The organism is Dietzia sp. NPDC055877 (assembly GCF_053615975.1).
This window is the reverse complement of record NZ_JBSHCV010000002.1, coordinates 335,719-348,404: the sequence shown is the minus strand read 5'-3', so window position 1 is coordinate 348,404 and position 12,686 is coordinate 335,719. Positions and strand designations below refer to the sequence as shown.

Annotated in this window: 11 protein-coding genes; 3 read left to right on the top strand and 8 right to left on the bottom strand. The window is 70.7% G+C overall.

What is annotated here, in order from left to right:
* Window positions 1–117: 117 nt before the first annotated feature.
* The 4 genes from ACWGLC_RS03875 to ACWGLC_RS03860 form a co-directional block, all read right to left on the bottom strand.
* Entirely contained in the window at window positions 118–873 is a 756-nt protein-coding gene (locus ACWGLC_RS03875) for an SDR family oxidoreductase (RefSeq protein WP_452098648.1), read from the bottom strand.
* Window positions 870–1,745: a DNA-formamidopyrimidine glycosylase family protein gene (locus tag ACWGLC_RS03870; protein ID WP_452098646.1), complete on the bottom strand. Its 876-nt coding sequence runs from the start codon at window positions 1,743–1,745 to the stop codon at window positions 870–872. Before ACWGLC_RS03870 ends, ACWGLC_RS03875 begins: the two co-directional genes overlap by 4 nt.
* Before the next feature lie 3 nt (window positions 1,746–1,748).
* A complete protein-coding gene (locus ACWGLC_RS03865) occupies window positions 1,749–2,654 on the bottom strand; it encodes a cation diffusion facilitator family transporter (protein WP_452098645.1) in 906 nt (301 codons plus the stop codon).
* Window positions 2,655–2,746: 92 nt separating this feature from the next.
* Window positions 2,747–7,504, bottom strand: a complete 4,758-nt coding sequence (locus ACWGLC_RS03860) for an ATP-dependent helicase (RefSeq protein ID WP_452098644.1) — start codon at window positions 7,502–7,504, stop codon at window positions 2,747–2,749.
* 65 nt (window positions 7,505–7,569) lie between these two features.
* On the opposite strand from ACWGLC_RS03860, the gene ACWGLC_RS03855 reads away from it, so the two are divergent.
* From ACWGLC_RS03855 to ACWGLC_RS03845, 3 genes are all read left to right on the top strand, one after another.
* A complete protein-coding gene (locus ACWGLC_RS03855; protein WP_452098643.1) occupies window positions 7,570–8,310 on the top strand; it encodes a 3'(2'),5'-bisphosphate nucleotidase CysQ in 741 nt (246 codons plus the stop codon).
* A 61-nt stretch (window positions 8,311–8,371) separates the two neighbouring features.
* Window positions 8,372–9,172 (top strand): thymidylate synthase, encoded by an 801-nt coding sequence (locus tag ACWGLC_RS03850; protein ID WP_452098642.1) that lies wholly within the window; start codon window positions 8,372–8,374, stop codon window positions 9,170–9,172.
* 28 nt (window positions 9,173–9,200) lie between these two features.
* On the top strand, window positions 9,201–9,743 hold the full coding sequence (locus ACWGLC_RS03845; RefSeq protein WP_452098641.1) for a dihydrofolate reductase: 543 nt from the start codon (window positions 9,201–9,203) through the stop codon (window positions 9,741–9,743).
* Between the two features lie 12 nt (window positions 9,744–9,755).
* Here ACWGLC_RS03845 and ACWGLC_RS03840 read toward each other — a convergent pair whose 3' ends face one another.
* The 4 genes from ACWGLC_RS03840 to trxA form a co-directional block, all read right to left on the bottom strand.
* On the bottom strand, window positions 9,756–10,400 hold the full coding sequence (locus tag ACWGLC_RS03840; RefSeq protein ID WP_452098640.1) for a DUF1707 SHOCT-like domain-containing protein: 645 nt from the start codon (window positions 10,398–10,400) through the stop codon (window positions 9,756–9,758).
* A 67-nt stretch (window positions 10,401–10,467) separates the two neighbouring features.
* Window positions 10,468–10,734: a metal-sensitive transcriptional regulator gene (locus tag ACWGLC_RS03835; protein ID WP_230931445.1), complete on the bottom strand. Its 267-nt coding sequence runs from the start codon at window positions 10,732–10,734 to the stop codon at window positions 10,468–10,470.
* 175 nt (window positions 10,735–10,909) lie between these two features.
* Window positions 10,910–12,031 (bottom strand): NDMA-dependent alcohol dehydrogenase, encoded by a 1,122-nt coding sequence (locus tag ACWGLC_RS03830; RefSeq protein WP_452098639.1) that lies wholly within the window; start codon window positions 12,029–12,031, stop codon window positions 10,910–10,912.
* A 170-nt stretch (window positions 12,032–12,201) separates the two neighbouring features.
* The gene (gene trxA / locus ACWGLC_RS03825) at window positions 12,202–12,585 is read right to left on the bottom strand and encodes a thioredoxin (protein WP_230931447.1); all 384 of its coding nucleotides are present in this window, start codon (window positions 12,583–12,585) and stop codon (window positions 12,202–12,204) included.
* Window positions 12,586–12,686: the final 101 nt, after the last annotated feature.

Sequence of the window (12,686 nt, the reverse complement as noted above, 5' to 3'; positions counted from 1 at the left end):
GTCCAGTACCCATCACGCTCAGCTGTGCATTAAGGATCACTTCTACTCGAACCGGGATGCCGATAACATCGATTCGGGAAAAGGGGGCTGACCACCGCGGCGGTGCCACCCCCGCGGTCAGACGAAGCGGCGGCTGATCTTCTCAGGAAGTGCTGACAGCAACGGCCCGAGCGCCCTCCAGGGTTTCGCCGGCACGAGCGCGCGGACGGGTTCGGCGTCGATGGTCTTGACCAGAGCGTCCACCCCCTCGTCGAACTCGGTCATGAGTGCGGTCTTGACCGAACGGTTGATGTCGGTACGGATGTACCCGGGCAGGATGTCGGACACCGTGATGTCGCTTCCGGCGCTGTCGAGCTCGGCGTACAGCCCCTGCGCGAGCGACGACACGAAGGCCTTGGACGCCCCGTAGGTGTTCTGCGCCTTGGGCATCCCCCGGAGCGCGCTCACCGACGAGATGAACACCAGGTGCCCCTCGCCGCGCTTCCGCAACAGCGCCGTGGCCGCCTCGGCCTGGTTGAGCGTGCCGACCGCGTTGACCATGGCGGTCTCGCGGTTCGCATGGGCCTTGCCCGTCCCGATGGACGCCCCTTTGCCCAGGCCGGCGTTGAGGACGAACCGGTCGATGCCACCCAACTCGTCGTCGAGCTCACCGAAGACCCGCTCGACGGCGTCGCCGTCGACCACGTCCAGCTCCCGCACCGCCACGCGGATCGCCGGATTCGCCGCGACGAGCTCGTCGCGCAGCTCCTCCAGGCGGTCCAGGCGCCGAGCGCACAGGGCGAGGTTCTTGCCCCGGGCGGCCCACCGGCGGGCCATGCCCTCGCCGAGTCCGGAACTGGCTCCGGTGATCAGTATGGTGTTGCGATCGGTCACGTGTTCTCCTCCGTCGGGTCCGCGCCCAGTGTGGCACGGCGGGGCTGGCACGACGGGCAGCTGTAAGCGATGCGATCCAGCGAGTCGGAGGGCTCGGCGGGATCCGCGCGACCTCCCAGTCGGTACGTCTCCACGAGCGTCCCGCACCGCCTGCACGGCCGGCCGTCGCGCCCGTACACCCACAGCTCGCGGCCGCGCCTGGTGTCGCCGGTGGTGACCCGGACCACGCGATCGGCGTTGGCGACGAGCATCCGCCGCGCGAGGGTGACGACGGCGGGCAGATCCGGCACCGCCCCGACGGGGTCGCGTGGATCGATGCCGCGGAGGAAGCACAACTCGGCGCGATAGATCGTGCCGATGCCGGCGAGATTGTGCTGGTCGAGTAGCGCCTCGCCGACGGTCCGCGTGGGCCGCTCCTCCAGCCGCCGCACGACCTCGGCGGTGCTCGCGCGCGGATCCCAGTCGTCGCCCAGGAGATCGGGGCCGAGGTGCGCGACGGCGTCGCCCGCCTCGTCGGGGGTCAACGCGCGGAGCAACCCGAGCTCGGTGCCGACCACCTCCACGTCCCCGGCGCGCAGGACGAGCCGGGCGGTGTGTGCGGGGAACCGCCACCGCTCGCCTGCGCGGAGCACGAGCACGCGCCCTTCCATCTTGAGGTGGATGTGGAGGGTCACGGGGTCGCGGCCAGACCGGTCGGGGCCGACGACGACGAAGAGGTGCTTACCCCGGGACCGGACCCCCTGCACGGTGCGGCCGGCCAGATCCATCGCCGCGAATCGCGGCACCCGGAGCTCGGCCCGATCCAGGGTGTGGCCGGCCAGCACCCGGTGGGCCCGTGCGGCCGCCCGGTGGACGGTGTCGCCTTCAGGCACCGCTCACCAACCCTGCCGACCGCAGGCCACGGCGCCCCGGGCCTCGACCTGAACCGTCACATGCGCGAGACCGTGCCTGTCACGAAGAATCTCCTGAGCCGACTCGAGCATCCCGGCATGGTCAGCGCCCACGTCCGCGACGAGGTGCACGGTGGCGACGTCCATGCCGGAGGTCAGGGTCCACAGGTGGAGGTCGTGGACCTCGACGACGCCGTCGAGGTGACGGAGGTCGGCATCCACCGCCGCGGGGTTCACGCCGTCCGGGGCGTGTTGCGCCAGCACCGCCAGGACCTGCCGACCGAGTGCCACCGCCCGGACGACGATGAACACGGCGATCGCGACCGCCACGACCAGATCCCAGACCGGCGACCCGGTGATCCGGATGAGGATCGCCGCGGCGATCACCCCGACGGACCCCGCCGCATCCGCCAGCACCTCGAGGTAGGCGCCGCGCACGGCCAGGCTCTCGGACTGGCCGCTGCGCAGGAGGAAGAGCGAGATGAGATTGACGACCAGCCCCAGCACGCCGACGAGCAGCATGGTGCCCGTCGCGACGGTGGCTTCCGAGCCGATCCTTCCGACGGCCTCGACCAGCACGTACACGCCCATGCCCAGCATGATGAGCACCGCCAGCCCGGACGCGAAGATCTCGACACGGTAATGGCCGAAGGTGCGCCGACCCGTCGAGTCGGGGCGCGCCGCGATGACCGTGGCCACGAGTGCGGCACCCAACGCCACCACGTCGGCACCCATGTGTCCGGCGTCGGAGAGCAGGGCCAACGACCCGGAAACCAGACCCGCGACCAACTCGACCACGAAGAACGTGGCGGTCAGGAGGAACGCCAGTCCCAAACGCGCCCGGTGGCGGGCCCCGGCATGTCCGGTTCCGTGTGCATGTCCTGCGCCCATGTCGGCCACCTCCTCAGTCCTGGAAACCGTGGGACATATGCATCAATGCGCATACTCTAACGCATGTGGCGGGCGGCCCGCCATGGCGGAGGTCACCGCCGGATGCGCAGCCCCTTGGGGGTGATGCCGAATCCGGCCGACTGGAAGGCCGCCGCATAGGGCGAGACGTGCACCGTGTCACCGCCGAGGGTCGTGATGGTCAGCTGGCCCACGGCCCCCGAACCGACCGAGGCGGCCAGCGCTGTAGCCGCGAGGGGGACCGCGTCGTCGCGGTCGTCGAACACGAGTACCGTTCGACCGCCGCGCTCGACGAACAACACGCACAGTCCGTCGACCAGCACCACGAGCGCACCCGCCTTCCGGCCCGGCCTGTGACGGGCGGCGGTGGCGGTCCCGGGGTCGGCCCCGGCGGTCGCGCTCACAACGGCGGGCCACGGCAGCGCGGCCCCGTAGGGATTCGCGGGGTCCGTCGCGGCCAGCACCCGGACGGCCGGGGCGTCGGTTCCCGAGGGCCAGGTGGTGTCATCGGCGGTGTCGTCGAGTGTGCGCAGTCGGTCGACGGTGTTGCCGGCGGCGAACTGGGCGGCGCCGAGCCCCTCGACGAAGTACCCGCGCCGGCACCGGCCGGCGTCCTCCATCTGCGCGAGCACCTTGTAGACGGCCGCGAACCCGCCCGGGATCTCCTCCGCTTCGACCGCGCCACGGGTCACCACGCCGTGCCGTGCCAGAAGTGTCTCGGCCCACGCGTGGGCCCGCAGGGTGGCGTCGGTGACCGGCTCGGGGACGAGTGACCATCGCCCGGCCAGCGCGGGCGGGGTGCGCATGCCCGCGGACATCCCTCCGGACAGCTGTGCCATCGAGGTCCGGCCCAGCCGCGCCCGACGTGGCCGGGCCGCCGATCGTGACGCACGGTGCGCGGTGCCCGTCCCCGACGGTCCACCGCCGGCCAGCACCGCACGCAGCGGCGCGAGGGTGTCGTTGGTGACCACGCCGTCCCACACCAGGTCCCACAGCGCATCGCGGACGGCACCCTCGGTCACGGCGACGTCTGTCGCCGCGCCATCGATCGCCGGCCCCTCGGTCACCGCCGCCCCGCTCTCCTCGTTCGGAGCTCCGGCGGGCGGTGCCGCCGGGTTCTTGACCGCGGCGACGACATCCCGGAAGAAGAGCGCCCCGCCCTGCAGTGCATCGACGACCGCCAGGTGTACCGCCCCTTCCGGCTGCGGCCGGTCCAGGGGCAGAGTGACGCCGGCGGTGTCCGTCGGATGCAGTGAGACCCAGCCGTCGCGGGTGCCCGCCCGACCGCGCCCGCACCAGATGATCTCGCCTCCGGCCAGGAGCTGGTCGAGCATCGCCGGAGAATAGTCGCGCACCCGGCGGGCCAGGATCAACGGCTCCAGCGCTGATGCGGGAACGGCCACGCCCTCGAGCTGTTCGATCACCGCGAGTACGCCGTCGACCCCCGACTCGCTGCCCGAGTCGACGTCCGCACCTGCGTCGACTCCGCCCGCGCCCATCCCCTGCCAGCCGGGCAGGAACCGGCCCAGCGTCGAGTGGGAGACCGGCTCGATCTGACTCCGCAGCGCTGCCAGGGAGCGGCGGCGAACGTGGCGGAGTACCTCGGTGTCACACCACTCGGGCCCCGATGCACCCGGCCGGAACTCGCCGGCGAGCAGATCGCCGGAGGCCGTCAGGCGATCGAGCACCCCGCGGGCCACGGCCACGCCCAGGCCGAAACGCCCGGCCACCGCATCGGCCGTGAACGGGCCGTGGGTGCGCGCATAGCGGCGCACGAGTTCGCCGAGCGGATCCTCGACGTCACCGAGGAATGCCGAGAGGACCCCGGGCGGCGGGGGTACACCGAGGCCGTCGCGGAGGCGGGCCACGTCCTCCACCCCCGCCCACCACGTGCGCCCCGCATGCTCGACGGTCACAGCGCGCCCGGCGGAGGCCAGCGTGTCGATCCAGCCGGGCACGGCGCCCGCGTCCGTCGACCGCGCGGCGATCTCGTCGACGGTGAGAGGGCCGAGCAACCTCAGCAGATCCGCCACCGCCTCGGCGTCCCGCGCGGCCCGCTCGGGCTCGAGATGCTGCAATCTGCGTTCGACCGCGTCCAGGACCTCCTCGTCGAGCAGTTCCCGCAACTCGACGCGACCGAGCAGCTGGCCGAGCAGTGTGGGATCGATACTCAGCGCAGCGGCCCGCTTCTCGGCCAGCGGCGAGTCACCCTCGTAGACGAACGCCCCGACGTAGTCGAAGAGAAGGGACTGCGCGAACGGCGACGCCGACGGGGTGTCCACCTCGACGATCCGGACGGTCCGAGACGCGATCTCACCGAGCAGCTGCTCCAGCGCCGGCACATCGTAGACGTCCTGCAGGCACTCCCGGACCGCCTCGAGGATCATCGGGAAATCCGGGAACCGGCGGGCCACGTCGAGCAGCTGCGCCGACTTCTGACGCTGCTGCCACAGCGGCGCCCGCCGCCCCGGGTCCAGCCTCGGGAACAGCAGCGCGCGGGCCGAGCATTCGCGGAACCGCGAGGCGAACAGCGCCGATCCCCCGACATGCCGCGTCACGAGATCGACCGCCTCCTCGGCGTCAATCGCGAACGTCTCCGCTCCGGGGCGGGCGCCCACCTCGTCGTCGTCACCCATGTCCGGGACCCGCAGGATGATGCCGTCGTCGGACACCACCGGTACGGCGTCGAACCCGTGCGCGGCGGACAGGCGCGCGCGTACCGCCTCCGCCCACGGCCAGTGCACCCGAGCGCCGAACGGCGAGTGCAGCACCACGCGCCAGTCCCCCACCTCGTCGCGGAAGCGCTCGACCACCAGGGTCGTGTCACTCGGGACGTGCCCGGTGGACTCCCGCTGCTCGGCGAGGTAGCGGCGCAGGTTGGTGGCGGCGTTGACGTCCAGCCCCGCGGCGGACAGTCGATCGGTGACCGCGGAGTCGTCACCACCGGCGACCTCCCGCAGGAACCCACCCAACGCGCGCCCGAGCTCGGCGGGGCGCCCCTGGTCGTCCCCGAGCCAGAACGGCAGCCGGCCGGTCCCGCCCGGCGCCGGCGAGACCAGCACGCGGTCGTGGGTGATCTCCTCGACCCGCCAGCTGGAGGCGCCGAGCGCGAACACATCTCCCACCCGCGACTCGTAGACCATCTCCTCGTCGAGCTCGCCGACGCGGGCGGCCTTCTCCCCCACCATGAACACGCCGAACAGACCGCGATCCGGGATGGTCCCGCCGGAGGTGACCGCCAGGCGCTGGGCGCCGGGCCGCCCGGTGAGCGTCCCCGCGTCGCGGTCCCAGACCAACCGCGGCCGCAGCTCGGCGAAGTCCGCGGACGGGTACTTGCCGGCCAGCATGTCCAGGGTCGCCTCGAACGCCGACCGCGGCAGGCCCGCGAACGGTGCGGTCCGGCGCACGGCGGAGAACCACTCCTCGACGTCTATCGACTCGAGGGCGCACGCGGCCACGGTCTGCTGCGCCAGCACGTCCAGCGGATTGGCGATGACCGACAGTTCCTCGATGGCGCCGGCCAGCATCCGCTCGACCGTCACCGCGCTGTGGACCAGGTCCGCGCGGTGCTTGGGGAACACGGCGGCGCGGGAGACCTCACCCACCTGGTGGCCCGCGCGCCCGATGCGCTGCAGCCCCGACGCCACCGACGGCGGCGACTCGACCTGCACCACCAGGTCCACCGCGCCCATGTCGATACCCAGTTCCAGCGAGGACGTGGCCACCACCGCGCGGAGCCGTCCCGACTTGAGGGCGTCCTCGATCATCGCGCGGCGCTCCTTGGACACCGACCCGTGGTGCGCCATGGCCAGTTCCGGCGGCGCACCGCGCGTGACCTCGGACGGCACCATGATCTGCGCCGGCGGCCGCGCGGGCGGTTCCGGCAGCGACCCCGGGTCCGTGTCCTCGGCGTGGATCTCGTTGAGCCGCGCCGTGAGCCGCTCCGCCAGGCGCCGGGAGTTGACGAACACGATCGTCGAACGGTGCGCGGTGACCAGATCCACCACCTGCCGCTCGACATGCGGCCAGATCGACCCCTGACCCGCGGTGCCGGGTGGGGCGGCGACCTCCGGCGCGGCCGCGGACAGGTCCGTCATGTCCTCGACCGGCACTCGCACGGTGAGCTCGAAGCGCTTGTCCGACCTCGGCGCGACAACGGTCACCGGCCGCTCTCCGGCGAGGAAGCGCGCGACCTCCTCGTGTGGGCGCACCGTGGCGGACAGCCCCACCCGCTGCGCGGGCGTCTCCAGCAGCTCGTCGAGCCGCTCCAGGCTCAGCGCGAGATGGGCGCCGCGCTTGGTCCCGGCCACCGCGTGGATCTCGTCGATGATCACCGTGTCGACCCCTGTCAGGGTCTCGCGGGCGGCCGAGGTGAGCAGCAGGAACAGTGATTCCGGCGTGGTGACCAGCACGTGCGGCGGCCGGGTGCGCTGGCGGCGACGCTCCTCGGGCGGGGTGTCCCCGGTCCGGATCCCGACGGTGATCCCGGCGGTCTCGACGCCCTGTGCGGCGGCCTCGCGGGCGATCCCCGCGAGCGGGGCGCGGAGGTTGCGCTCCACGTCCACCGCGAGGGCCTTCAGCGGCGAGATGTACAGGACGCGCGTGCCGGGCGGGCGCTCGTCCCCCGCCGCGCCCGCACCGAGCAACAACCGGTCCAGCGCGGCGAGGAACGCCGAGAGGGTCTTCCCGGAACCGGTGGGCGCGACGACGAGCGTGTGCGAACCACCGCCGAGCGCGGACCACGCCCCCTCCTGCGCGGGGGTGGGCGCGCCGAACACGCCCCGGAACCACGAGGCGGTGGCCGGGTGGAACCGGTCCAGTACGTCGGACATGAACTCATGATGGCGTACGACTACGACACGGACCTGTCGGCCGCCCGGCTCCGTAGAGTGTGGGCATGCGCGATCTGGACGACAACGACCTCGCCTACTACCTCGCCACCGGTATCGGGGACATCGTCCGGGGAACCCGCGCCGGCGGCCTGTTGCACGGTCGGTCGCTCGCGCGGGTCGCCAACGAGGTCGCCCAGTGCTGGACCGACGAGGTGCTGTCCGTGCACCGACCGGACGACGGCACGCTCTCCGAGGGCGTATCCGATGATCGGTCCCGCCTCGACAAGTCCCGCGTGTGGATCATCGACGTGGTCGACGGGACCAAGGAGTTCTCCACCGGCCGCGCCGACTGGTCGGTGCACGTCGCGCTGGTCGTGGACGGCCGACCGACCCTCGGTTCCGTGGGCCTGCCCGACGGCCGCCGTGTGTTCCGCTCCGACGTGGTCGACCACGTCGAGGGCCCCCGGTCCGGAACCATGGTGATCAGCCGGAACAACCCGCCGGCGGGTGTCACCGCGGTCGCCGACTCCCTGGGTCTGACGGTGCGGCCGATGGGGTCGGCCGGCGCTAAGATGTTGTCCGTCCTCCTGGGCGACGCGGACGTCTACCTGCATGCCGGGGGTCAGAACGAGTGGGATCAGGCGGCGCCGGTCGCCGTCGCCCTCGCCTCGGGGCTGCACGCATCCCGCCTCGACGGCACCCCGATCCGGTTCAACAAACCCGACACCTACTCGCCCGACATCCTCGTGTGCCGCCCGGACATGACCGAGCAGGTTCTCGCGGCCGCCGCCTCGATGCAGCCCTGAACCGCCGCCCCGAGCAGGTCGCGACAGTGCAGGTCGTGGCCGGATCAGTAGACTGCCCCTCATGACCGTCCCCACCCCGTACGAGGATCTGCTGCGCCTGGTCCTGGAACAGGGAACCCCCAAGTCCGACCGCACGGGCACGGGTACCCGCAGCCTGTTCGGGCACCAGCTGCGCTACGACCTCACGCAGGGCTTCCCCCTCATCACCACCAAGCGCGTCCACTTCAAGTCGGTCGCGTATGAACTCCTGTGGTTCCTACGTGGTGACTCCAACGTCGGCTTTCTGCGGGACAACGGCGTGAGCATCTGGGACGAGTGGGCGGACGCCGAGGGCGATCTCGGCCCGGTCTACGGCGTGCAGTGGCGCTCCTGGCCCACCCCGGACGGGAAACACATCGACCAGATAGCCTCGGCCGTCGACCTCCTGCGCACGGACCCGGACTCGCGGCGCAACATCGTGTCGGCGTGGAACGTCAGCGAGCTCGAGAACATGGCGTTGCCGCCGTGCCACCTGCTGTTCCAGTTCTATGTGGCCGACGGCAGGTTGAGCTGCCAGCTCTACCAGCGCAGCGCCGACCTGTTCCTCGGCGTGCCGTTCAACATCGCGTCCTACTCACTGCTGACCCACATGGTCGCGCAGCAGGTGGGTCTCGAGGTCGGCGAGTTCATCTGGACCGGCGGCGACTGTCACATCTATGACAATCACGTCGAGCAGGTCCGCACGCAGCTCTCGCGCGACCCGCTGCCCTACCCGCAGCTCGTCCTGCGCAAGGCGGACTCGATCTTCGACTACCGCTTCGAGGACTTCGAAGTGGTGGGCTACGAGCACCATCCGGGCATCAAGGCCCCGGTCGCGGTCTGACCGCGGCCGCAGCGGGGAGCGACGCGACATGACGGTGCGGATGGTGTGGGCGCAGGCCCGCGGCGGGGTGATCGGCGACGGCCGCGATATGCCGTGGCACATCCCCGAGGACCTGGCCTTCTTCAAGCAGGCCACGCTCGGTCGGCCGGTGGTGATGGGTCGCGCCACGTGGGATTCGCTGCCGGAACGCTTCCGTCCACTGCCCGGCCGCCGGAACATCGTGTGCACGCGGGACCGCGCGTGGTCGGCCGAGGGGGCCGAGCGGGCGGGGTCTGTGTCCGAGGCGCTGGAGATGGCCGGTCCCGACGCCGCCGTGATGGGCGGCGGCCAGGTCTACGCCGCCGCGCTCGGTTCGGCCGACGAGTGCCTGGTCACCGAGATCGATGCCGACGCCCCCGGCTCCGTGCTCGCGCCCGACCTGGCCGGCGCGCAGGGCCACAGCGCGTGGGAGCAGGTCGAGGTGGGCGAGTGGATCACCGATCCGCGTAACCGCGTCGACGGGTACGACGACGACAACGCCGAGAACCCGATCCGGCATCGCCATACGGTGTGGCGCCGCCGGCGGTCCTGACCCGGCCGTGCGCTAGAACCACTTCCACGCCTTGGGGATCTTCTCGCCCGCGGCGAGGATCTTGATCTTCACCCCTGCCATGAAGCCGTTGATCTCGAAATCGAGATGCGGCCCGCCGTGGATCTCGTATTTGCCCTCGTCGATCTTGAGCTCCGACCAGGTGCGGTTACCGGTGATCGAGACCGACACCCCCGGCGGGAGCAGGATCTTCGCGTTGGCACCCCACAGATCCAGTTGGACGTGGGTGCGCGGCCGATCCACGACCGCCTCGCGGGCGTCGAGGTAGATCTCCCCCATCCATGAGGTGAGCCGGTAGTCGTCAGGCAGGAGCCACCGCCCCTCACGCTTGAGGGTGTCGAACACCGAGGTCTTCTTCTTGCTCTCGTCGACGGTGATCGCCGAACCCGGCCGCGTCGCCGGGGGCTGTGCGGACGCGGTGCGCGCCGGAGGCTGCAGGCCGTCGGGGTAACCCGGCTCGGCGGGCAGGCCGCTGAGCGCGACGTCGAGTTCCGCGGGACAGGTCGCGGCCCAGATCTTGGCCGCGCGGTCCGAGAATTCCGAGAGCGAGAGTTCCCCGCGTCCCACCATCGCCTCGAGGCGGCGCTGCGCCACCGTCCGCGGATCATGAAAGGAGTCGTCGTGCGCGCGTGAGGTCATGTCCCGACAATAGTGGTGCGATCCGATACCGCGCGCGCGGACACAGGTCAGCCGGTCGGCCGGACCGTCAGGCGAGGGAGAGGAAGAGTTTCTCCAGCTCGTCGAGGGTGACGCCGTTCTCGTCCGGCTCGCCCTCACGGATGACGCACTCCTGGATGTTCTCGCTGATGATCTTGAATCCAGCACGGTCGAGCGCCTTGGACACCGCGGCGAGCTGGGTGACGATGTCCTTGCAGGACTTCTCCTGTTCCACCATGTCGATCACGGCGTTGAGCTGGCCGCGTGCACGCCGCAGTCTGTTGAGTACCTGCTGTCGGGGATCGAGCGTCGCCATCAATGCACCTCTTCAGAAATTCCGGGCGGCACGGGATCGCCGCCGGTCTCGGGTCGGAGCCGGCGGAGACGCGAGACCCCCGTGGGCCCACCGGCAGGACCAGTGTACCCACGGGGGTATATCTGCGCGACCAGCGCGAGAGGTATCGCCCGGCCCGGACGGGCCGCTCGCCAGGTCAGTCGTCGTGGACGATGATGCCGCGGACCATCCCGTCGCCGCCGGCCTCCATCATCTCGTAGCCCTCGTTGACCTGGTCGAGGGTGAAGCGGTGGGTGACGAGCTCGTCCAGCTTGATCTGCTTCTCGTCCCAGAGCCTCAGGAGGTTGGGGATGTCGTAGAACGCGTTGGCGGAGCCGAACAGCGAGCCCTTGATGACCTTCTCGTACTGGGAGACGAACAGGCCGGTCAGGTTGATGGACTGGTTGTCGAGTCCGCCCATCGACGTGAGGACCACGACGCCACGCTTGCCCACCATGTCGACGGCGTCGGAGGTGACCTTGGCATCGGCGACGCCGATCGTGATGATGGCCTTCTCCGCCATGAGGCCCCACGTCAGGCCGGGAAGCTCGGCCTTGGCCTCGTCCGCGTCGGTGTAGAAGTGAGTGGCCCCGAACTCCATCGCCTTGGCCCGCTTCGACTCGTCGGTGTCGATGGCGATGATGAAGCGCGCTCCGGCGTGCTTGGCGCCCTGCACGGCATTGATACCGATGCCGCCGATCCCGAACACGACGACCGTGTCGCCGGCCTTGACCTCGGCCGAGTAGACGGACGAACCCCAGCCCGTGGTGACGCCGCAGCCGACCAGGGCGGCCACCTCGAAGGGGATCCAGTCCTGGATCTTGACCACCGAGTTCATGTTGGCCACGGTGTACTGCGAGAACGTGCCGAGGGTACACATGGCACCGGCGGTCTCACCGTTTTCGAGTGCGAACGGGTAGCGACCGTCGGCCATCACGCCGAAGGTGCCGTTGAGGCCGCCGTCGCACAGGTTGGACATGCCGCGCGCGCAGGCGGGGCACTTGCCACAGGCGGGGATGAAAGACCCCACGACATGGTCGCCGGGCTGGACGTGGGTGACACCCTCACCCACGGCCTCGACCACGCCGGCGCCCTCATGGCCCACGACGATCGGGAGCCGGCCGGGCAGGTCACCGGTACGCATGTGCAGGTCGGAGTGGCACAGGCCGGCGACCTTCCACTTGACGAGCACCTCGCCGTAGTGGGGGCCGTCGAGTTCGGCCTCGACGATCTCGAACGGCTTGCCCAGCTCGCGGGCGATGACAGCCTTGGTCTTCATGCGGCTCCCTTTCGGACCTGCCGGATATCCCCCCGGCACTGAAACGTGTTCTCGTCACGATAACCCCTAATCGGCACGGGGTGTCATGCTTCCTAGAACACGTTCCAGCGCTCGGGAGGACCGCCGCGGTCAGACCTCGGCGAGCCCCTCGCGAGTGGTCGGCGGCCGGATCAGGGCTGCGCGTCGCCCTGCTGGGCCTGGGCCTCTTCGACGGCCGTGCGGACCTCGTCCATATCCAGACCCTTGATCTGGGCGACGAGATCGTCGAGCGCCTGCTCCGGGATGGCGCCGGAGTGGCGGAACACGGCGATGCCCTCACGGAACGCCATGAGCGTGGGGATCGACTGGATCTGCAGCATCGCGCCGAGCTGCTGCTCGGCGTCGGTGTCGACCTTGGCGAAGGTGATCTCGGGGTTCTTGCCCGACACCTTCTCGTACACCGGCCCGAACGCCTTGCACGGGCCGCACCACTCTGCCCAGAAGTCCACCAGGACGATGTCGTTCTCGGTGACGGTCTGCTCGAACTCGGCGGTCGTGATGTCGACGGTGGTCATGGGAATGCCTCCTTGCGGGACGGGGCGACTCTCGTCCCGTCATGCCGTGGCCGCCAGCCTACGGACAGGCCGCGTCCGCGACGACCTTCCGGCGCTGACAG

What these genes read in the sequence shown, in the direction of transcription:
- ACWGLC_RS03865 (WP_452098645.1), bottom strand. Translation starts at nt 2,654, where the DNA reads ATGGGCGCAGGACATGCACACGGAACCGGACATGCCGGGGCCCGCCAC.
- ACWGLC_RS03860 (WP_452098644.1), bottom strand. Translation starts at nt 7,504, where the DNA reads ATGTCCGACGTACTGGACCGGTTCCACCCGGCCACCGCCTCGTGGTTC.
- ACWGLC_RS03855 (WP_452098643.1), top strand. Translation starts at nt 7,570, where the DNA reads ATGCGCGATCTGGACGACAACGACCTCGCCTACTACCTCGCCACCGGT.
- ACWGLC_RS03850 (WP_452098642.1), top strand. Translation starts at nt 8,372, where the DNA reads ATGACCGTCCCCACCCCGTACGAGGATCTGCTGCGCCTGGTCCTGGAA.
- ACWGLC_RS03845 (WP_452098641.1), top strand. Translation starts at nt 9,201, where the DNA reads ATGACGGTGCGGATGGTGTGGGCGCAGGCCCGCGGCGGGGTGATCGGC.
- ACWGLC_RS03840 (WP_452098640.1), bottom strand. Translation starts at nt 10,400, where the DNA reads ATGACCTCACGCGCGCACGACGACTCCTTTCATGATCCGCGGACGGTG.
- ACWGLC_RS03835 (WP_230931445.1), bottom strand. Translation starts at nt 10,734, where the DNA reads ATGGCGACGCTCGATCCCCGACAGCAGGTACTCAACAGACTGCGGCGT.
- ACWGLC_RS03830 (WP_452098639.1), bottom strand. Translation starts at nt 12,031, where the DNA reads ATGAAGACCAAGGCTGTCATCGCCCGCGAGCTGGGCAAGCCGTTCGAG.
- trxA (WP_230931447.1), bottom strand. Translation starts at nt 12,585, where the DNA reads ATGACCACCGTCGACATCACGACCGCCGAGTTCGAGCAGACCGTCACC.